The organism is Pseudoalteromonas sp. SWYJZ98, assembly GCF_015864495.1.
Lineage (GTDB): Bacteria > Pseudomonadota > Gammaproteobacteria > Enterobacterales > Alteromonadaceae > Pseudoalteromonas > Pseudoalteromonas distincta.
Genome location: NZ_JADYXA010000015.1, coordinates 1 through 20,693 on the forward strand (window position 1 = coordinate 1; position 20,693 = coordinate 20,693).

Consider the following 20,693-nt stretch of genomic DNA (forward strand, 5'->3'; position numbering starts at 1 on the left):
GGTCTTATTTAAGCTTCCAGCTAGACGAGAGGATAGAAGATATCCCCGATGGGTTAAGCCAAAACCATCTAAGTATCCCCATAAAAAGAAAGATGCCAGTCAGCTTAACTGACTGGCATTAGGCACTAAGCCTCATATTAATAAAGCCGCTAACTGGGTCGCCTTTACACAAGTACCTACCTTACTTGAAAAAGAAACAACCAAAAAAAAAGACACACTTAAAAACAATCTGGTACTCGTAAACACACAATCAGGTGCCCAACAAAGCTTTGCTGATGTAAAAGATTACACGTTATCTGATGACGGTATGTGGCTTGCTTATCGTTTAAATAAAAAAGACGATGACGCAAAAGTAGAAGATAAAACCGATAGCACTAAAAACGAAGAAGACAACGCCATCACGCCCGATAAAAAAGATAAGAGCTATGCGCTTGTTATCGTAAATTTATCTGATAAACGCACTCATACAATAGAAAACGTATTTAGCTACGCTATTAACTCAGCTAACAGCCAGCTATTAGTGAGTCAAAGTTACAGCGATGGTAATAACAACCAAATAGCGTTAATTGAGCTCAGTGACTTTAATAGCAGCGTATTAATTGATGAACCGGGCGTAATCGCAAATAAAATAGCGTGGCACCCCACTGACAATATTGCAGCGTTTACATTGGGTAACTATGTAAATGATGACACCCGCCGTCGAAACTACACTTTACAGCTATATAAAAACGAGAAGCTCTCAACTATAGATTCACCTAATAAAACATGGACGTTAGGTAAAACAGCTTCCCTTAAATGGTCAGAAAATGGCGAGCGCTTATATTTTGAAAACCATCCAAAATTAGCAGCTAAAGTAAAAGCCAAAGAATATACCGACGAAGCCTCACTATACGACTTTGATACCATTCGTGAACACAAAGGTCTTAATGTATGGCACAACAACGATGCGCAAATAAAACCACGTGAAGAGCAGCAATGGAACGAGGTTAATAAAAATCGCCATTACAGTGCGGTGTATCACTTTAACTCGCAAAAAGTTGCGCAACTTAGTACACCAAACATGCCTGAGGTTGCACTAAACCCTCAGCGAGATGTGTCTTTACTTGGCTCATCTAACATCCCCTACCTAGAAAAAATAATGTACGGCGGTTTTTTTGCTGATTACTTTGCAGTAAATATAAACACCGGTACACAAACTCCAATTATTAGTAACTACCCGTTTAAACCGAGCCTTGCACCTAATGGTGAGTTTGCAGCTTATTTTAGCGATAGCCAAATACAGTTAAAAGATTTAAAAAATAATAAAGTAACACCGCTTACAAAAGCGATTCAGGCAACCTTTGCTGATGATAAACACGACTACCCATCTACTCAACCTGGTTATGGTTTTGCAGGTTGGATGACCGATAGCAGCCAAGTGCTTGCTTATAGTAAATACGATATTTGGGCGTTTGATGTAAAAACTAAGCAAGCTAAACGCCTAACTAATGGTAAGCAAAGCAATACGCAGTACCGTGTTATTAAGCTTGATAAAACCAGAGTGGGCTTTAAAAAAGGCGATACATTACTTGTCTCTGCTATTAACTTACAAACTAAACAAAGCGAAGTTGCAAAGCTCGACTTAACCACTAACACACTAACTAAGGTGCTTAGCGGTAATAAACGCTTTGATATGGTTAAAAAAGCCAAAAAGGCTGACAAGTACTTATTTACCTCGCAAACTTATAGCCAATTTCCTGATTACTACCAAACAGATTTTAGCTTTAGTTCACCAAAACAAGTGACCACGCTAAACCCACAAATTAGTAATTTTGCCTGGGGCGAAAAGCCAGAGCTGATAAGCTATAAAGGTTTTGATGGCGAAGACTTACAAGGCGTACTAATAAAACCTGCGGGATATAAAAAAGGCGATAAAGTGCCTGTGGTTGTGTATTTTTACCGTTACATGAGCCAGCGTATGTTTGATTTTCCAAAAATGGAATTAAACCATCGCCCTAATTTCCCTATGTTTACCTCAAACGGTTATGCGGTATTTTTACCTGATATTCGTTTTGAAATAGGTCACCCGGGTAAATCGTCAACGCAAACCATGATAAACGCCACCCAAAAATTAATAGATTTAGGCATAGCCGACCCTGATAAAATAGGTTTACAAGGTCACTCTTGGGCGGGCTATCAAAGTGCGTTTATGATAACCCAAACAGATATGTTTAAAGCGGTTGTATCTGGCGCGCCAGTATCAAACATGACCAGTGCTTATAGTGGCATACGTTTAAAATCAGGTCTTGCTCGTCAGTTTCAATACGAAACAGGGCAAAGCCGTATAGGTAAAAACTTATTTGAAGCACCAGAACTGTACATAGAAAACTCACCGGTGTTTTTTGCAGATAAAGTAAATACCCCTATTTTAATTATGTTTGGCGATAAAGACGATGCAGTGCCTTGGCACGAAGGCGTGCAGTACTACTTAGCACTTCGCCGCGCTGGTAAAGATGCAACCTTTTTACAATACGAAGGTGAACCACACCACTTGAAAAAGTTTCCTAATCAGGTCGATTTTTCAGTACGTATGATGCAGTACTTTGATCATTACTTAAAAGGCAAACCAGCTGCAAAGTGGATGACACAAGGCGAAGCATTTATAGAGGAATAGATATAGCATTTATTCAGAGCTCTACGTAAGCGATAACGGCGAGCTCTGCGTCAATTAAATCAAGGCGAGGCATATTACATTTAAGTAATCAGTCACTACCTAGTCCTTCATACCTTTGAACAATGCTGTAATGATCTTTAAACTTTTATAAACACCACCGTATATAAGCGTTTTAATCAAAGTAAAAAACTATAATAAAAGCCTAATATAAGTAATAATCACTAAATTCAGAGGTTAAAGAGTCGTTCATTATGCTAGGTTTTTGGTACAAAGAGTTTCCACAATACCCAAAAGACCATAAGGATTTTTGGCGTACTCGCTTAATAGCCCACTCTTTACTAATAACTACATGTTACTTTTTAGTTTTAACACTCCTCAATCTTTTTTATTTTAAAAGCTATGACATTGCTTTAATTGATGCCTTAGGACTTACGATATCGTTAGGTATTTATACTTGGTTTAATAAAACAGCCAACGTAAATGCAGCAGCGTGGGCTGTTACCCTTATGGTCGTTAGCTTAATAATGATGTTTGTGGTTTCTGTAGGTGGGCATGCGCATTCTTTATTTTGGGCGACGTTAATCCCGCCTTTTAGCTTTTTTTTAGTTGGAAGAAACTGGGGAAGCCTATTTAGTGCAGTCGCTTTTGCTATTTGTGCGTATCTTGTGTATTTACAACAACAGCAAACTGTAACAATTGGCTTAGGCTCTTTATTTAATCTTATAGAGGTAAGCCTTGCTCATATTTTAATTTTTAGGTTTTACGAAAAAACACGGTTTTCGGCATACACTCGATTATCTATCCGTAACTTAGAAATTCAACACTTAGCAGAAACCGATAAGTTAACGGGGCTTTATAACAGGCAAAAATTTGATTTTGAATTATCACAGTTAATTGCTAAAAATGACGTTTTTAAAACCCCACATTGCTTACTTATTTGCGATATAGATCACTTCAAAAATATAAACGATACCTACGGGCATTTGGTTGGTGATAACGTGCTAACTGAATTTGCAAAAATATTAAAAAGCCGTATGGGAAATGACGCACTTATTGCGCGATGGGGTGGAGAAGAATTCACTATTATTTTATCCAACACCTCTTTAAATGATAGCGCTAAAAAAGCCGATGACCTGAGAAAGTATATTGCCGAAAACACAGTTACAAATGTAGCATTTACTATAAGTATTGGATTAGCAACGATACAAAAAGACGATACAGTGCTAAAACTACTGGAGCGGGCTGATACAGCGCTATATAAGGCTAAAAATAATGGACGCAATAAAGTATATGTTAGTGTTAGCGATAACGATTCAACCGTTATCACTCAATCAACTTACTTAAATGAGTTTATAGCCTAAACTTAAGCGTACTGCCCACAAGCAAATCCACAGCTCCACGCATATTGGAAGTTGTAGCCTCCAAGCCACCCTGTTACGTCAGTTACTTCGCCTATAAAGTATAGGCCTTTAGCTTTTTTAGCTTCAAAGGTTTTTGAGCTCAACTCGTCGGTATCTACACCGCCCAATGTTACTTCTGCTGTTCTATAACCTTCTGTGCCATTGGGTTTAATTTGCCACGCATGAATATAATTTACTAACTCATTTATTTGAGCATGGGTAAGCTGATTAATATTACAATCTGGTATCGCTTTGCTTTCGTGCAGTATTTCTATAAAGCGTTTAGGTAAAATAGTCGCAAGACTATTTTTTAACGACTTTTGTGCTTGCGTTTCTCGCCAATCAGCAAGTTGCTGCCTTAAATCAATTTCAGGTAATAGGTTTATAGTTACAGCCTGCCCTGCTCGCCAAAATGAGCTTATTTGCAATATTGCTGGGCCCGATAACCCTCGGTGAGTAAAGAGGATGTTTTCTTTAAATACGGTGCCGTCTTCGCTTGAAACTTCACAAGGAATGCTAATTCCCGAGAGCCCTTCAAAACGCTCTTTATCATGCTGATGCAAAGTAAACGGTACAAGTGCAGCCATAGTTGGTAACACGCTTAAGCCAAACTGCTCTGCAATTTTATAACCTATTGGTGTAGCCCCTAGTTTTGGCATAGTTAAGCCACCTGATGCTATAACTAACGACTCACAGCTTAAGGTTTCTTGCTCTGTGGTAACGCTATAGCCGGTTTCGGTTTTTGATACGCTGATCACTTCACTGCGTAGTTTTATATTTACCCCGGCCCACTCACATTCGGTCAGTAAAATATCAACAATGTCTTGTGCATTGTTATCGCAAAAAAGCTGACCTAGTGTTTTATGGTGATACGCCAAGCCATGTCTGTCTACCAGCTCAATAAAGTCATGCTGTGTATAGCGACTTAAACATGATTTAACAAAATGAGCATTTGCGCATAAGTAGTTATCAGGGGTTGCGTTTTCATTTGTAAAATTACAACGCCCACCACCACTTATTAAAATTTTACGACCTGGTTTTTTGCCCATATCAAGTACTGTAACGCTTCGGCCACGGTATCCAGCTTGCGCTGCACACATTAATCCTGCTGCTCCCGCACCTATTACAATTACATCTACTTGACTCATTATTTTACCCTACTAAAAAATTTTTCCGATTATAGCAAAGTTTGATAGCTAACAACGTAGCATTTAAATTATTAGTAATAACACAACAAAAACGCATCAGTAATAAGTCGGGAATAATTACCCGTACAACAAACCAACTCTTTATACTTATTTTTAATTTATATGACAATACTAAACAACGAGTAAACCGCTAAAAACCTGAGTTATAACTAAATGAAAGAGGTACATAATAAATTGATATTTTAACCTAGTTAACAGATCGTTTACTTTTGTTCCCGCATCGTGATCCTACATCACGAAATAATAAATAAAAATCTAGGGATAATTATGACAACAAGTAAAACTTTTAAAAGATGCGCAATTGCAATTACAGTTAGTACGCTTTTTGCTGCAACATCTGGCATGGCTCAATCAGTTTCAAGTTCAATGGCTGAAACATCGGCTAAACTACAAAGCCAAGGCGGTTTCGAAACTCAGTTCATTATTAAATATAAAAATAATAACGAAATGGCGAGCCTCTCAACTGCAGACGCAAGCCCAGCTAGCATGAAAAAGCGCGCACAAAGCTTTGTTAAAAACTTCGCTTCTAAAAAAGGCAAAGTAAAAGCAAAATACGTTCGTGCAATGGCACTTAATAATCATCACGTAATGCGTGCTGATAAAAAATTAAGTGCGGCAGAAGCTCAAGAGTTTATGCAAGAAATGGTTGATTCTGGCAATGTGGAATACATTGAAGTGGATCAAATGTTAAAGCCGTTTTCAACTCCTAACGATCCACGTTTTGATGACCAATGGCACTACTACGAGCAAGCCGGTGGTTTAAACTTACCGACCGCATGGGATACCGCAACGGGTAGCGGTGTAGTTGTAGCTGTACTAGATACGGGCTACCGCCCTCATGCTGATTTAAACGCTAATATTTTACCGGGTTACGATATGATCTCTAACCTTTCGGTAGCTAATGACGGTGGCGGTCGCGATAGCGATGCACGTGATCCAGGTGATGCAGTTGCTGCGAATGAATGTGGCACTAACGGTGCACAAAACTCTAGCTGGCATGGCACGCACGTAGCCGGCACAGTTGCTGCGGTAACCAATAACGGTGAAGGTGTTGCAGGCGTAGCTTATAACGCAAAAGTAGTGCCTGTTCGTGTACTCGGTAAGTGTGGTGGTTTAACCTCTGATATTGCAGACGGTATTATTTGGGCATCTGGTGGAAGTGTTTCAGGTATTCCTGCTAACTCAAACCCTGCTGATGTAATTAATATGAGTTTAGGTGGCAGCGGTTCATGTAGCTCTACAACTCAAAATGCAATTAACACAGCACGTAGTAACGGCACTGTGGTAGTTATTGCTGCAGGTAACGATAACGATAACTCAGCAAACTACAACCCAGGTAACTGTAACGGTGTAGTAAACGTAGCCTCAGTGGGCCGTAATGGCGGCAGAGCTTATTACTCAAACTACGGTAGCAATATTGATGTTGCAGCACCAGGTGGCGCACAAAGCTTTGCAAACGACTCTGAAGGCGTTCTATCAACTTACAATTCAGGTTCGTCTACACCTTCAAGCGACAGCTATGGCTTTTCACAAGGTACATCAATGGCTGCGCCTCACGTAGCAGGTGTTGCGGCACTTATTAAGCAAGCAAAACCAGATGCAACGCCTGACGAAATAGAAAGTATTTTAAAATCAACTACCCGCTCGTTCCCTGCAACATGTACTAGCTGTGGTACGGGTATTGTTGATGCTGCCGCAGCTGTTGCAGCAGCAAGTGGCGGCACTACTCCACCTACAGGTGGCGATAGCGAGCTTATTAATGGTGAAGCTAAAACAGGTTTAAGTGGGGCTGCAAATGCACAAGCATTTTACACGATGACAGTACCAAGCGGTGCAACTAACGTAACATTCACTATGAGTGGTGGTACTGGCGATGCTGATTTATACGTACGTGCAGGCAGTAAACCTACAACTACTACCTATGATTGTCGTCCATATAAAGGCGGTAATAGCGAAGAGTGTTCTATTGATAACCCTACTGCGGGAACTTACCACGTAATGCTTAACGGCTACTCTGCGTATTCAGCTGTTAGCTTGGTAGGTAATATTACTGGTGGTTCATCATCGGGTGGCGGTTCAGGTACTCCACAAGCAGGCGGCGGCACGATTAGCGATGTGTCAGCCAATACTGGGCAGTGGAAACATTACACGTTAGATGTACCAGCTGGAATGAGTACGTTTACAGTAACAACATCGGGTGGCAGTGGCGATGCTGATTTATTTGTAAAATACGGTAGCCAACCAACAGCAAGCTCATACGATTGCCGCCCTTATAAAAATGGCAATGCAGAAACATGTACATTTACTAATCCACAAGCAGGTACTTGGCACTTAAGCGTTAACGCTTATAGCACTTTCTCTGGTTTAACGCTTAGCGGGCAATACCAACCGTAATTTAAAGTTTGGGCGTTTAATAAAAAAACCGATGTTGTTGCCAACATCGGTTTTTCAATAATAACTAGCTGATTAGTTAAAGCTAAAATCTACACTTTATTACTGTTATAGCTTCTCTAGTACTGATTCTGCGCGGCTTACAACAAACTCTTTGTCTTGTTCTACAAATAAACCAGTTACTAGCGCATTTTCAATAATCATAGCGTAACGCGTTGAACGTATACCACCAAAACTAGCAGTATCTTTATCAAGCCCTAACGATTTAGTGAAACTTCCATCGCCATCCCCAAGCATTGTAATTTCTTGCGCGTTTTGTGAGTCACCCCATGCTTTCATAACAAATGCATCATTAACAGATACACAGTAAATAGCATCAACACCTTTTGCTTTAATTTTATCAGCAAGGGTAATAAATTCAGGTAAATGGGCATTTGAACACGTTGGTGTAAACGCACCAGGTACTGCAAATAACACGACTTTTTTACCTTCAAACAATTCTTTATTTGTAAGAGATTGCATACCGTCGTCAGTTAATTGCGTTAACGTCACTGCTGGTAATTCTTGGCCTTGCTCAATCATGGTAATTCCTTGAAAAGATTAATACATAATAAGTAACAATCGTACTACGTAGCCTACTACTAGGTATAAAAAGTACGGCTAACTTAGTAGCTCAAAATAGCCTACCATAGAACGGAGAATACGCGCTGTATTAAGGTAAATTCAAATCATTTATAAAACTTGAAAAATCATTACCTAGCTTTTCATCTCGCAGACTGTACTCAACAATTGCTTTTAAGTAGCCTAACTTATCTCCACAATCGTGAGAGCGACCACTCATATGAAATGCTTCAACGGTTTCTTGTGCCATTAATGCGTCAATAGAATCTGTAAGTTGTATTTCACCGCCAGCACCTACAGACGTTTTTGCAAGTAGAGGCCAAATATTCTTACTCAGTACATATCGCCCTACAACAGCTAGATTAGAAGGCGCTAAATCTGCATCAGGTTTTTCAACCATTGCTTTAATTGCAGCACTTTTACCTGGCATTAGATCAACACCGTTTATATCAGCAATACCATATTTACTAACGTCTTCTTTAGCTACCGGCTCAAGCATTATTTGGCTTGCTTGAGTTTCTTTAAAGCGTGTAATCATGGCCGCTAAGTTTTCAGTCTCTTGATCCGCAGTATAGGCATCAAGTATCACATCAGGCAGGAGCACAACAAAGTTGTTATCACCAACTATTGGTTTAGCGCATAAAATAGCATGTCCAAGCCCTTTAGCTTCACCTTGGCGTACACTCATAATAGTTACATCATTTGGACAAATAGAGCGAATTTCATCTAATAAAGCTCGTTTAACACGCTTCTCAAGAGTCGCTTCTAGTTCATAACTTGTATCAAAGTGGTTTTCGATTGCATTTTTAGAGCTATGCGTAACTAACACAATATCTTTAATACCAGCGGACACACATTCGCTGACAATATATTGAATTAGAGGCTTATCGACTATTGGGAGCATTTCTTTTGGGATAGCTTTTGTCATAGGGAGCATTCTCGTCCCTAAGCCAGCTACTGGAATTACAGCTTTCATATCTGTCCTTAGTGATTAAGTTTGTAAATAATATCAATTCGCTTAATTAAGTGATCTATTTTTAGGATGGAAAACGTGTTGATAGCTAGGCAAAAAATTCGCTACTTAGTTGTTCTAAATGAGAATTTTTTAATACAGGTGCGACACGTTTAGCCCCGCAAAATAATTAAGTATTATTGCGTATTGGTACAAACTAGCAGATACAAAATAGATACCAGCTGAATAAAGTTACCTCTTTTGAAGAAGTAAATTTGAAGCTGTTTATTAAACAGAGACTCTACATTTTTGGTTATTTAAAATGAGCAGGTAAGTTATGAAGTTTATTAATGATTTTGTTGTGGGGTGAGATTACATTAGCTAAATGAAAAAAGCCTGAGTTTGCTATAAATAACAAACCCAGACCAATAAATTTCTAACTAAAGGTCGCGTTACAAAACCTTTTTATAATTAAAGACCTGCACGCTCTTTAATTACTGCAATAAGCGGTGAGCTGGCAAAATTATCTTCAGCCCAAGCAATATCAGCACCATCTGTTAACGCACTTTTTGATAAGTTTTTTACTATATACTCACCAGTATCTACTGCATTACTAGCAACAGCATGACGTAATAAGTTATTACCATTACATTGTACTGCATCATAAATATTACGAATTTTTACACGAGAGCTTTTAAGCTTGCTGCGTAATCGGTTTTTATCGTCTGCCGCAATATATTCACAAATAGATACTGCTAATTGATCTTCAGCATTTACAGGTGCTGTATACGAAAACGAACTAACAGCTACAACGGCAGTAAGTGCAACTAGCTTTGGTAATTTAAACATGACAAACCCTTTATAATACTTTGTTCTTATATAGACTATCGAATATTATATCAATCTATCAAAATTTACGCAATAATGTTAACGTTCTTTATATAAAGTTACGAATTTATAACTAGATAAATTCTTGTCATCCGGATGGTTTTCTTGCTCTTCTTTTACGTACCAATTAGCAACTTTATTGTAATCAGGAAACTGTGTATCGCCTTTAACATCTAAATCAATAAAAGTTAGATACAGGCGCTCTGCTTTTGGTAAAAATTGCTCATAGATATTACCACCACCAATAATCATTACTTCTTCAGCAGTAGCAACGAGTTCTAATGCGGCATCTGGCGTAGTTACTACTTCAATACCCTGTGCAGTATATTCGCTGTTTCGAGTAATAATAATATTACGGCGCCCAGGTAATGGACGACCTATAGACTCAAAAGTTTTACGACCCATGATCACAGGCTTACCCGTAGTGACCTTTTTAAAATGCTGAAGATCTGCAGGTAAATGCCATGGCATTTTATTATCTAGACCAATTACACGGTTATTTGCCATTGCTGCTATCATTGAAATTATCATAATAAACACCTAGTACTTTATTCTTAAACAAAGAAAAAGGAGCATAAGCTCCTTTTTAGTAAATTCTATTTAATTAACGCTCGTAGACAACTTCTACGTCGTAATCATCTTCATCCCAGTCATCCCAATCATCATCATTGCCCTTACCTTTAGTGGCTTTTTCATGATAGGTATCCCACTTAAATTCAACTTCTTCATCTTCCACTTGTACAAACTTCTCTTTAGGCATGCTATCAAGTAGTGTCATTATGTTGTGGATTAATGGTTGAGTGTTAAGTTTATTAATTGCTGAAATGTGATAGATATTTTCAGTTTCGCCAAGCTCTTCTGCAATCGATTCGCATAACGCTTTTGCTTCATCCTCTGGTAATAAATCTATTTTATTAAATACTAACCAGCGTGGCTTCTCAGCTAATTTGGGGCTGTATTGGTGCAGCTCGTTAATAATCGAAAATGCATTATCAACAGGGTTTGAACCATCTACCGGCATTACATCAATAATGTGTAATAACACACGACAACGCTCTAAATGTTTCAAAAAGCGAATACCTAGGCCTGCGCCATCAGATGCACCTTCAATTAGACCCGGAATATCGGCTATAACAAATGATTTATTTGCTTCAGGACGTACTACACCTAAATTAGGAATAAGCGTCGTGAATGGGTAATCAGCTACTTTTGGTCTTGCTGCAGATACACTGCGGATAAACGTAGATTTACCGGCATTTGGTAATCCAAGTAAGCCAACATCAGCTAATAATAGTAACTCTAATTTTAAGTTACGTACTTCACCTGGTGTGCCTAATGTTTTTTGACGAGGTGCTCGGTTAGTACTTGATTTAAAACGCGCATTCCCCAAGCCGTGGAAACCACCTTTTGCAACCAAAATTCGTTGACCATGTTGCGTTAAATCGCCAAGTCCCTCTTGGGTATCAACATCCATGATGCGCGTGCCTACAGGCACCATAACAAATAAGTCATCAGCTTTTCGGCCTGTACAGTTACGGCTACGACCGTTAGTACCACGTTCAGCTCTATGGAAGCGCTCAAACTGATAATCAATTAAGGTATTTAAGTTTTCATCAGCTTGTAGATAAACACTACCACCGTCTCCACCGTCACCGCCGTCTGGTCCACCATCTGGAACATATTTTTCACGACGGAAAGACACGATGCCGCTGCCACCGTCTCCAGCTTCTGCGCGAATTTCTACTTCATCTACAAACTTCATGATTACTCACTTTAGGGATTGGCTTGTTTAATAACTCTATTATATACCCAAGCCAGCACAAATGCAGGCTTGGGTATATATTGGCTGACTACAAAACAAAAAACCCCGCAAAGGCGGGGTTTTTAACTACCTTACTGATTACTCAGTTACGATAGTTACGTATTTACGGTTTAAAGGACCTTTTTGTTCAAACTGAACTTTACCATCTGCTTTTGCGAAGATAGTGTGGTCTTTACCGATACCTACGTTAGTACCAGGGTGGAAACGAGTTCCACGCTGACGAACAATGATGCTACCCGCTAGAACTGATTCGCCACCAAAACGCTTAACACCTAGGCGTTTGCTTTCTGAATCGCGACCGTTACGAGTACTACCAGCTGCTTTTTTATGTGCCATTTCTAAGTACCTCTAATTAAGCGCTAATGCTAGTGATTTTAACTTCAGTGAACCATTGACGATGGCCCATTTGCTTACGAGAATGCTTACGGCGTCTAAATTTAACAACCTTAATCTTCTCACCGCGACCATGTGAAACAACCTCAGCTGTTATCTTGCCACCGTTTACGAACGGTACACCGATCTCGATTTTCTCACCATCAGCAACTAAAAGTACTGAATCAAATTCTACTGCCGCACCAGTTTCAACGTCTAATTTTTCAAGACGAATCGTTTGACCTTCAGTCACACGATGCTGTTTACCACCACTTTGGAAAACCGCGTACATAATTAACTCCGTCTGTGCACCCTCAAATCGGCGCAACTAAAATATTCTTCGATAGGGCGCGAAGTTTACGCTAACGCGAAATAACTAGCAAGCCTATTTTGTAATTAAAATGAATAAAAAGTAGCTGCTTTGAGAGCAATTCAATATTTACCCCATTTTATATTAATTAGCCCTTTTGCCAAGCGCTTTTTAACTCTTGGACGAAATAAATCAATGCACTCAAATATGACCCTCACAGCTTAATATCTAAGCACACCATAATGGGTATATTGATTAGCAATTAATCAGTTATCTTGGCTAATTCAGGCTAAACTAAGTACTTTAATAGTGTTTTTTCAATCAATCGTCACAAAATATCGAGCTAGTGCATTTTTTGTTGTACAATCTGCGCCGTTCACACATAAAAATTGGCTCGGAGATCAATGGATATAAAAGCTATCCAGGCGTTAATCGAAAGCGATATGAATGACGTCAATCAACTTATACATGCGCAAATGCGCTCAGATGTGGCGTTAGTTAATCAGCTTGGTTTATATATAGTTAGCAGTGGCGGCAAGCGCGTTCGTCCAATGCTGGCGATTTTAGCGGCCAAAGCGCTCGGTTATCAGGGTAAAGATCACATAACGCTTGCAACAATTGTTGAGTTTATTCATACAGCAACGCTATTGCACGATGATGTTGTAGATGAATCAAACTTACGACGTGGCACACCTACAGCAAATGCTGAATTTGGTAATGCTGCTAGCGTATTGGTTGGTGACTTTATTTACACTCGTTCATTTCAGCTTATGGTTGGCCTTGGAAAAATGCAGGTTATGCAAGTACTTGCCGATGCAACAAACATTATTGCTGAAGGCGAAGTATTGCAGCTAATGAACTGCAACGACCCAGATACAACTGAAGCCAGTTATATGCAGGTTATTTACTCTAAAACGGCTAAGTTGTTTGAAGCTGCTACAGGGCTTGCTGCTATTATCACTGAGCAAGATCAAACCACGCTTGATGCACTAAACCTGTACGGCATGCATTTAGGGACTGCGTTTCAGTTAGTGGATGACGTACTCGATTACAATGCAGATGCTGAGCAGTTGGGTAAAAACATTGGTGATGATTTAGCTGAAGGCAAACCAACGCTTCCACTTATTTATGCTATGCAGCATGGTAGCGAGCAGCAAACGCAGCTTATTCGTGACGCAATAGAGCACAGCAATGGTATGGAGCATTTAGAAGAAATTTTATCTGCACTAAAGCAAACCAATGCGCTTGAGTTTACAATGCAAAAAGCAGAGCTTGAAGCCGATAAAGCCATTGCGTGTTTAGACTTTTTAGAAGAGTCTGACTATAAGCAAGCACTCATAAGCCTTGCACGTATTGCGGTTGATCGCGACCACTAACTAGTTACACAGTGTGACATTAATTCTGAGCAATAAAAAAGCCTGCAAATGCAGGCTTTTTTATTATTCTACTTTGGCTATTACGCCATGAAATCAACACCTTCTTTGATGTCTTTTTTCAGTGTTTCAAGCATGTCATTTTTTGCTTTTGTTTCAAATGCGCTTAGTTCGCCGTAAGAAAGAATTTCTTCTACGCCGTTTTTACCTAAACGTACTGGATGTGCAAAGTACTCTGCATCGCCATTTTCAACAGCAACGTAAGCGTAATCTACAACTTCTTCACCCTGTAGGCCTTTAACTAAAGACATACAAAAACGAGCAGCTGCTGCGCCCATTGATAATGTAGCTGAACCGCCACCGGCTTTAGCATTTACAACTTCAGTACCCGCATTTTGGATACGTGGAGTAAGTGCAGCAACTTCTTCATCAGTGAAAGAAACACCTTCAACCTGAGAAAGTAGAGGAAGAATAGTTGTGCCTGAGTGACCGCCAATTACTGGTACTTTAACAGTTGCTACGTCTACGCCTTTAAGTTCAGCAACAAATGCTTCTGAACGAATAACGTCAAGCGTAGTAATACCGAATACGCGTTTAGCGTCGTAAGTACCTGCTTTTTTAAATACTTCAGCAACAATTGGAACTGTGCCATTTACTGGGTTAGTAATAATACCTACTAACGCTTTAGGACAGCTAGCAACAATGCCTTCTGCTAAAGTTTTGATGATACCAGCATTTACATTAAATAAATCAGCACGATCCATACCTGGTTTACGTGGCATACCCGCTGGGATAAGAACGATATCAGAGCCTTCAAGCGCTTTGTTTAATTCATCTGCGCCAAAACCTGCTACTTTAACATCTGTTGGGATGTGAGAAAGGTCAACCGCAACACCTGGTACTACTGGTGCAACATCATAAAGTGATAATTCAGAGCCAGCTGGTAAGCCTGTTTTTAATAATAAAGACAACGCTTGGCCGATACCGCCTGCAGCACCTAATACAGCAACTTTCATTGGAATTCTCCGTAATTTGAGGTAGGAAACATTTGTGGCTCTTAAGATAATGAAATTAGCGACTAAAAACAAATTTATCCTGTCTATTTCAAGTATATTTTCGACCATAGTCGTAAACTTTTGTGATTTAACGCATCAAACTGGCAAGTTAACTAAACAACTGCTGCATAATTATTCATTATTGTGTAGAATTTGCGGCATAAATAACAAAAACGAATGAAGACTATGCAACCACAAGATAAACAAGAAGCACTGGTAAAAGCATTTAAATCGCTTTTAAAAGAAGAAAACTTTGGCTCTCAAGGCGAAATAGTTGATGCGTTAAAAGATCAAGGCTTTGACAACATAAGCCAAAGTAAAGTGTCACGCATGTTAAGTAAGTTTGGCGCTGTACGCACACGTAATGCTAAACAAGAAATGGTTTACTGCTTACCTGCTGAAATGGGTGTACCAACGGCTAAAAGTCCGTTACGCCAATTAGTAATCGACATTATGCACAACGAAATGATGATCATCATTCGTACCAGCCCTGGTGCGGCTCAGCTTATTGCGCGTTTATTAGATTCATTAGGTAAAGCAGATGGCGTGCTAGGCACAATTGCAGGCGACGATACTATTTTTATCGCCCCAGCTAAAGTATCTGAAATAGACGTAACGCTTGAACGTGTTCGCATTTTATTTGATACGGTTTAATAACTAAATTAGTAAACTAAATCTGTTTTAAAAACCCGACTGAAGGTGCAAAAAAAGCAGAACCCATATCGGCTTGAGTAAAATCAAGCCAGTGGTCGTAGCAATCCCCTTCCCCTAAACGGCTATTAAGTACTTCTTCAAATGCAGTACCCGTACAAGCACACGTAATTAATAACATTCCCTGCTCATACACATCGCCATAAGGCATGCTTTGATTTAATAGTAGCGGTTGTCCGTCTTCGTCTTTTAGCTCACTTCGCGAAGCATGGCTGGTTTCGAGTGCTGGGGTAATTAGCGTGTTATCAAGACGCGTACGCCCCATTATTTGTTCTTGCTCACTCAATGATAAATGCTGCCACATAGTTAAATCATGTTTATAACGCTGAACATGAATATAACTCCCCTGATCTTCAAAGCTACCAGGGTTGCTGATTAAAGCCGTAGCGCGCTTTTTTCTTCCATGCGCGGTGTCGCCACCATAAATAAAACCGTTAAAATCACGACCATCTAAAAAACGAAAATTACGAATTTGCTCCACCAGCTCAACATCGGGGGCAAATAATTTTAAAATTTGCAGCGCAAATAAATGGTTAACATCTTCACGGTCAGAGCGAATTTGCACAAATAAATCGCACGGTTGTACGCTCATTTGGTGATCGCTATGGGTTATATTGGGAAAGCTCTGTAATTCGCTTGGAATGTATTCAGGGAGGATATGCGGCCAGTATTGCGCACCAATAGCAACCATACAAGAGAGCATTGATTCTGAAAATTGATCGCTAAACTCTTCTTCTATAGCGCTTACTTGTTTTAACTTTGCGCGAAGTGATTCGTCTTGACCATCAAACACATTAAAAAATAAGTGCAAACCGTGTAAGTTTGCTTCAGCACAAATCCCTGATTGCGCTTGCGCCATTGTTATTCCTTAGTTTTACAGATAAAAACACAGCGAATAACAAATTAATTACGATTCGAAAAAATTCACCGTGTGAGGTTTTATTTTTATTATAACCTGATCATTATTTTCAAATGACTGGCCATATTGTGCAGCAACTTCAATTTCTTGTTCATCAATGACAAGCGAATAAACATACGCCGAACCAATAAAGCGACGACTTATGATTGTAGCTCGCTTGCTGAATTTGTCACTTTGGTTATCTGCCACTAATTCTATTTGATGAGGGCGCACATATATAAGCCCTGCACTTACATTATGCTTACTCTCAACATAAGATTCGACTAAACCAAATGGTGTTTTATATTCAGTTGCGGTTAACACTTCTGCGCTTAAGTATATGCCCTGACCCAGAAACTCTGCAACCTCCTTTGAACATGGAGCTGCAAAAAGCTGCTCAGGCGTGCCTTGTTGCTCAATTTTACCGCGATGCATAATGGCAAGTGTATCTGAAAACGCAAACGCCTCTTCTTTTGAGTGTGTAACAAACACAGCAGATACTTGAGTTGCCTTAATAATTCGACGTATATCGGCAATTAATTCAAAGCGTACTTGTGTGTCGATGTTTGAAAAGGGCTCATCAAGGAGTAATAAACTAGGTTTATAAGCTAATGCACGAGCGATAGCGACGCGTTGCTGTTGGCCACCCGATAACTGGTGTGGAAACCTGTCAGCACAGCCAATTAAATGTACAAGCTTAAGCATTTCATCAACGCGTTGCTGCTTTTGAGCTTTGCTCATATTACTAAGCCCAAATGCGATATTATTTGCCACCGTTAAATGCGGAAACAACGCATAGTCTTGAAACATCATGCCGATGTTACGATGCTCAGGTGAGACAAACGATTGCTCATCACTCACTAATTTACCGTCTATAAAAATAGACCCTTGCTTGGCTTCAATTAAACCTGCAATCGCTTTTAATGTGGTTGTTTTTCCGCATCCACTCGCCCCGAGTAGGCAAACAATTTCGTCTTTACCTACTGTTAAATCTAAATCGTGAATAACCTTTGTGCCGTTATAGTGATAGCTCACGCCTTGTAAAATTAAACTACTCATTTAACTACGCTGCTCCATAGAACGATTAATAAAATACAAAGGAATAAACCCAACAATAACAATAAATAATGCAGATATTGAAGCAAGCTCTAACTGCTCGTCACTCACATACTGAAATACATGAGTAGCTAAGCTTTCAAAATTAAACGGTCTGAGCAATAGCGCAGCCGGCAACTCTTTCATACACTCAATAAATACCAATAAGGCAGCAGTGAGCAATCCTCTTCGCAGTAAAGGTAGATGCACTAAACGCAGCGTTTGCCCTTGGCTTTTACCCATTGATTGGCTTGCCATATCAAGTGATGGACTAATACGTAAAAAACTCGACTCAATTGCTCCGTGTGCAATGGCGTAAAACCTAACAATATAAGCAATAATAATAGTAAGAATGCTACCTGTAAGCAGTAAGCCAATATCTAAATTATACGGCTCGAGCGCTGTGTTAATGGTGTTCTCTAACAATGTAAGAGGTAACAAAACCGCAATAGCGAGTACTGTGCCAGGCAGCGCATAGCCTGTGCTTGCTAAACGCCCAGGAATAAGCGGATACGTTTGCTTTGCCACACGCTGATAAAAAACCACAAAAACACTCAATGTAATGGTTATAACACTTACAACCCCTGCCACTTTTAAACTTTGCCAAGAGTAACTAAAAAACTCTACATCCCATGCTTTATCAAAGTAGGTAATGGCGTAATTTATAAGTACTGCAATAGGAATTACAAAAGCGATAAGTAAAATAAAGCTACAAAATGCCGTTGCGAGCCAAGCAGACTTTCCTTTTAATACATAGAGCGATTCGCTATTTACACTTGATTGGCGCTCAAATACCGCTTGATTACGACGACTAAAACGCTCTGCCATTAATGCTAAAAATAACAGCAGTAACATCACACCCGATATTTTAGCGGCCGCTGTAAGTGAGTAATAACCAAACCACGTATCGTATACGGCGGTTGTTAATGTACTTACGGCAAAATAACTCACTGTTGCAAAGTCGGCCATGGTTTCCATACTAATAAGTGCAAGAGCCGCCACAATTGCCCCACGAGAGAGCACTAAACTAACTTTAAAAAAGCTTTGCCAAGGAGATAGCCCCATTAACTGGCTAGCTTGTACTAATTTGAATGACTGCTCGCGAAGGGCCGTTTTAAAAATTAAAAATAAATACGGGTAAAGCACCAAGGCAATCATAACGATGGCGCCGGGTAATGTACGTATATCAAAAAACCAATAGTCGCTAGGCGATTGCCAGCCAAACCATTCTCTCAGCGCTATTTGCACCGGGCCCGCATAATCTAATAAATCAGTGTATACATAGGCAATAATATAGGTGGGCATAGCAAGGGGTAGCATAAGTGCCCATTCAAACTGTTTTTTACCCGGGAAACTACAGTAAGCCGTTAGCCACCCAAGTGGCAAAGCTATGGCGCAGCTAAGGACGCAAACACCTAAAACTAACAATACGGTATTGGTTATGTAATCCCAAAGCACGGTATCCCACAGGTGAGAAAACACCTTAGAGCTACCTTGTAGAGATTCAAAAAGAAGAAAAAACAACGGGGCCGATAGTATTAAGCCAGTCGACCACGCAAAGAGCTGCCATTTAGACAGCTTAAATTTATTAGTCATTAAAGATCGAACTTCACCTCATCAATTAGCTTAAGTGCTAACGGACGATATTTACTAATCTCATCAAGTGGCAAGCTGTCTTCTTTAAAGCTACCCCAAGAGGAAACCAAAGTTGATAATTCAACACCCGACTTAACTGGATACTCCATATTTAATGAGGCATACATGTTTTGTGCTTTGCTGTCGGTCATATACTCTATGAGCTTTAATGCATTTTCAGGGTTTTTAGCGTATTTGGTAATAACCGCACCCGATACATTTATATGTGAGCCACGATTAACTTGATTCGGAAAGTTAATATTTACGGCCTCTGCCCAACCTTTTTGTTCTTTATCTTCTAGCATTTTGCCAAGGTAGTAACTATTACCTAATGCCAAGTTACATAAACCTTCTTTAACAGCTTTAACTTGAGCACGATCGTTACCTTGAGGCTTGCGCGCTAAATTAGCCTTCACACCTTCAAGCCACTCTTTAGTTTGCGCTTCACCATGGTGTGCAATCATAGAAGCTACTAAACCTAAATTATATGGATGTTTGCCTGAGCGCGTACAAATTTGTCCTTTGTATTTAGAGTCTGCTAAATCTTCATAAGTGAGCTTAGGTAACTCACCAACTCGCTCTTTTGATGAATACACATTACGCACTCGCTTAGTAAGCGCAACCCATTGGCCATCACCGTCACGAAAGGCGGCTGGAACATTATTATTTACACTGTCACTTTTTATAGTTTGTGTTAATTTTAAATCTTCTAATTGAATAAGCGCGCTAAAGTTAGAGGTTAATACTAAATCAGCTTTACTGTGCTTGCCTTCGCGTTTAACACGCTCAATTAGCCCTTTTTTAGCAAAAACAACATTGGTTTTTATGCCTGTTTGCTTTGTAAAGTCTTCTAAAATTGGCTGAATTAAAAACGGTTGACGAAAAGAGTAGATGTTAACAACATCGTTTGCAAAGACTGGTGCCGATGCAACTACCCCTAAAACAAGTGCAAATACTTTCTTCATTATTCCACCTAAATAACTGTTATTATCAACGAATTCTACCGTGCTCATTCTAAAAGTGCACACTTTAAATAAATGTAAATATGTAAATAACGCCCAAAAGGAAATACGGTGTAAGAGATGTCTTACGGATGTGACAGCTAATGAGTAAAAAACAAGATAAAAAACAACCTAAAAACAGTTAAACACATGAATTATATGAGATTTATTTTTATTGCTATTGCAAAAACACTAATTGAATGTAGTTTTATCTCTATTTTAGTTGCTCTATTGCACTATAATTTACGCATCAACCAAGCAATGACGCTTATTGAGTAAAAGGAAATGGACTGCTTACTCAACCAACC

General features: G+C 39.4%; 18 protein-coding genes. 5 read left to right on the forward strand and 13 right to left on the reverse strand.

What is annotated here, in order from left to right; all coding sequences use genetic code 11:
• Positions 1-307 precede the first annotated feature (307 nt).
• Together I6F10_RS10775 and I6F10_RS10780 are read left to right on the forward strand one after the other, a co-directional pair.
• On the forward strand, positions 308-2,653 hold the full coding sequence (locus I6F10_RS10775; RefSeq protein ID WP_197098805.1) for a S9 family peptidase: 2,346 nt from the start codon (positions 308-310) through the stop codon (positions 2,651-2,653).
• Positions 2,654-2,904: 251 nt separating this feature from the next.
• The gene (locus I6F10_RS10780; RefSeq protein ID WP_197098806.1) at positions 2,905-4,014 is read left to right on the forward strand and encodes a GGDEF domain-containing protein; all 1,110 of its coding nucleotides are present in this window, start codon (positions 2,905-2,907) and stop codon (positions 4,012-4,014) included.
• 2 nt (positions 4,015-4,016) lie between these two features.
• Here the strand turns inward: I6F10_RS10780 and I6F10_RS10785 are convergent, their stop codons facing one another.
• Entirely contained in the window at positions 4,017-5,201 is a 1,185-nt protein-coding gene (locus I6F10_RS10785; protein WP_182768549.1) for an NAD(P)/FAD-dependent oxidoreductase, read from the reverse strand.
• A 327-nt stretch (positions 5,202-5,528) separates the two neighbouring features.
• Here I6F10_RS10785 and I6F10_RS10790 point away from each other — a divergent pair, with 327 nt between their 5' ends.
• On the forward strand, positions 5,529-7,655 hold the full coding sequence (locus I6F10_RS10790; protein WP_002957741.1) for a S8 family peptidase: 2,127 nt from the start codon (positions 5,529-5,531) through the stop codon (positions 7,653-7,655).
• A gap of 105 nt (positions 7,656-7,760) precedes the next feature.
• On the opposite strand, the gene I6F10_RS10795 is transcribed toward I6F10_RS10790, so the two are convergent.
• From I6F10_RS10795 to rplU, 7 genes are all read right to left on the reverse strand, one after another.
• A complete protein-coding gene (locus tag I6F10_RS10795) occupies positions 7,761-8,234 on the reverse strand; it encodes a peroxiredoxin (protein ID WP_024594812.1) in 474 nt (157 codons plus the stop codon).
• A gap of 130 nt (positions 8,235-8,364) precedes the next feature.
• The gene (galU, locus tag I6F10_RS10800; RefSeq protein WP_024604539.1) at positions 8,365-9,249 is read right to left on the reverse strand and encodes a UTP--glucose-1-phosphate uridylyltransferase GalU; all 885 of its coding nucleotides are present in this window, start codon (positions 9,247-9,249) and stop codon (positions 8,365-8,367) included.
• 447 nt (positions 9,250-9,696) lie between these two features.
• Entirely contained in the window at positions 9,697-10,074 is a 378-nt protein-coding gene (locus tag I6F10_RS10805; RefSeq protein ID WP_197098807.1) for a DUF3718 domain-containing protein, read from the reverse strand.
• Between the two features lie 78 nt (positions 10,075-10,152).
• A complete protein-coding gene (folA, locus tag I6F10_RS10810) occupies positions 10,153-10,644 on the reverse strand; it encodes a type 3 dihydrofolate reductase (RefSeq protein WP_138489689.1) in 492 nt (163 codons plus the stop codon).
• Positions 10,645-10,717: 73 nt separating this feature from the next.
• Positions 10,718-11,875 carry an Obg family GTPase CgtA gene (gene cgtA / locus I6F10_RS10815; protein WP_002957746.1) on the reverse strand — a complete coding sequence of 386 codons (1,158 nt, stop codon included), beginning with the start codon at positions 11,873-11,875 and terminating at the stop codon, positions 10,718-10,720.
• Positions 11,876-12,013: 138 nt separating this feature from the next.
• Positions 12,014-12,271, reverse strand: a complete 258-nt coding sequence (gene rpmA / locus I6F10_RS10820; protein ID WP_002957747.1) for a 50S ribosomal protein L27 — start codon at positions 12,269-12,271, stop codon at positions 12,014-12,016.
• A 16-nt stretch (positions 12,272-12,287) separates the two neighbouring features.
• The gene (rplU, locus tag I6F10_RS10825; protein ID WP_002957748.1) at positions 12,288-12,599 is read right to left on the reverse strand and encodes a 50S ribosomal protein L21; all 312 of its coding nucleotides are present in this window, start codon (positions 12,597-12,599) and stop codon (positions 12,288-12,290) included.
• A gap of 422 nt (positions 12,600-13,021) precedes the next feature.
• On the opposite strand from rplU, the gene ispB reads away from it, so the two are divergent.
• Positions 13,022-13,993 carry an octaprenyl diphosphate synthase gene (ispB, locus tag I6F10_RS10830; RefSeq protein ID WP_197098808.1) on the forward strand — a complete coding sequence of 324 codons (972 nt, stop codon included), beginning with the start codon at positions 13,022-13,024 and terminating at the stop codon, positions 13,991-13,993.
• Between the two features lie 80 nt (positions 13,994-14,073).
• On the opposite strand, the gene mdh is transcribed toward ispB, so the two are convergent.
• Positions 14,074-15,006: a malate dehydrogenase gene (mdh, locus tag I6F10_RS10835; protein WP_007586102.1), complete on the reverse strand. Its 933-nt coding sequence runs from the start codon at positions 15,004-15,006 to the stop codon at positions 14,074-14,076.
• 225 nt (positions 15,007-15,231) lie between these two features.
• Between mdh and argR the strand changes: the two genes are divergently transcribed.
• Entirely contained in the window at positions 15,232-15,699 is a 468-nt protein-coding gene (argR, locus tag I6F10_RS10840; RefSeq protein ID WP_197098839.1) for a transcriptional regulator ArgR, read from the forward strand.
• A 16-nt stretch (positions 15,700-15,715) separates the two neighbouring features.
• On the opposite strand, the gene I6F10_RS10845 is transcribed toward argR, so the two are convergent.
• From I6F10_RS10845 to I6F10_RS10860, 4 genes are read right to left on the reverse strand one after another with little or no spacing between them, the layout of a single operon-like run.
• Positions 15,716-16,615 (reverse strand): Dyp-type peroxidase, encoded by a 900-nt coding sequence (locus I6F10_RS10845; protein ID WP_197098809.1) that lies wholly within the window; start codon positions 16,613-16,615, stop codon positions 15,716-15,718.
• A 48-nt stretch (positions 16,616-16,663) separates the two neighbouring features.
• The gene (locus tag I6F10_RS10850; RefSeq protein ID WP_024604545.1) at positions 16,664-17,713 is read right to left on the reverse strand and encodes an ABC transporter ATP-binding protein; all 1,050 of its coding nucleotides are present in this window, start codon (positions 17,711-17,713) and stop codon (positions 16,664-16,666) included.
• Positions 17,714-19,345, reverse strand: coding sequence for an ABC transporter permease (locus I6F10_RS10855; RefSeq protein WP_024606715.1), 1,632 nt, complete (start codon positions 19,343-19,345; stop codon positions 17,714-17,716).
• The gene (locus I6F10_RS10860; RefSeq protein WP_024606714.1) at positions 19,345-20,349 is read right to left on the reverse strand and encodes a Fe(3+) ABC transporter substrate-binding protein; all 1,005 of its coding nucleotides are present in this window, start codon (positions 20,347-20,349) and stop codon (positions 19,345-19,347) included. Before I6F10_RS10860 ends, I6F10_RS10855 begins: the two co-directional genes overlap by 1 nt.
• Positions 20,350-20,693 lie beyond the last annotated feature (344 nt).

Coding starts and splice junctions, on each gene's coding strand:
- I6F10_RS10775 (WP_197098805.1), top strand. CDS start 308: ATGTGGCTTGCTTATCGTTTAAATAAAAAAGACGATGACGCAAAAGTA.
- I6F10_RS10780 (WP_197098806.1), top strand. CDS start 2,905: ATGCTAGGTTTTTGGTACAAAGAGTTTCCACAATACCCAAAAGACCAT.
- I6F10_RS10785 (WP_182768549.1), bottom strand. CDS start 5,201: ATGAGTCAAGTAGATGTAATTGTAATAGGTGCGGGAGCAGCAGGATTA.
- I6F10_RS10790 (WP_002957741.1), top strand. CDS start 5,529: ATGACAACAAGTAAAACTTTTAAAAGATGCGCAATTGCAATTACAGTT.
- I6F10_RS10795 (WP_024594812.1), bottom strand. CDS start 8,234: ATGATTGAGCAAGGCCAAGAATTACCAGCAGTGACGTTAACGCAATTA.
- galU (WP_024604539.1), bottom strand. CDS start 9,249: ATGAAAGCTGTAATTCCAGTAGCTGGCTTAGGGACGAGAATGCTCCCT.
- I6F10_RS10805 (WP_197098807.1), bottom strand. CDS start 10,074: ATGTTTAAATTACCAAAGCTAGTTGCACTTACTGCCGTTGTAGCTGTT.
- folA (WP_138489689.1), bottom strand. CDS start 10,644: ATGATAATTTCAATGATAGCAGCAATGGCAAATAACCGTGTAATTGGT.
- cgtA (WP_002957746.1), bottom strand. CDS start 11,875: ATGAAGTTTGTAGATGAAGTAGAAATTCGCGCAGAAGCTGGAGACGGT.
- rpmA (WP_002957747.1), bottom strand. CDS start 12,271: ATGGCACATAAAAAAGCAGCTGGTAGTACTCGTAACGGTCGCGATTCA.
- rplU (WP_002957748.1), bottom strand. CDS start 12,599: ATGTACGCGGTTTTCCAAAGTGGTGGTAAACAGCATCGTGTGACTGAA.
- ispB (WP_197098808.1), top strand. CDS start 13,022: ATGGATATAAAAGCTATCCAGGCGTTAATCGAAAGCGATATGAATGAC.
- mdh (WP_007586102.1), bottom strand. CDS start 15,006: ATGAAAGTTGCTGTATTAGGTGCTGCAGGCGGTATCGGCCAAGCGTTG.
- argR (WP_197098839.1), top strand. CDS start 15,232: ATGCAACCACAAGATAAACAAGAAGCACTGGTAAAAGCATTTAAATCG.
- I6F10_RS10845 (WP_197098809.1), bottom strand. CDS start 16,615: ATGGCGCAAGCGCAATCAGGGATTTGTGCTGAAGCAAACTTACACGGT.
- I6F10_RS10850 (WP_024604545.1), bottom strand. CDS start 17,713: ATGAGTAGTTTAATTTTACAAGGCGTGAGCTATCACTATAACGGCACA.
- I6F10_RS10855 (WP_024606715.1), bottom strand. CDS start 19,345: ATGACTAATAAATTTAAGCTGTCTAAATGGCAGCTCTTTGCGTGGTCG.
- I6F10_RS10860 (WP_024606714.1), bottom strand. CDS start 20,349: ATGAAGAAAGTATTTGCACTTGTTTTAGGGGTAGTTGCATCGGCACCA.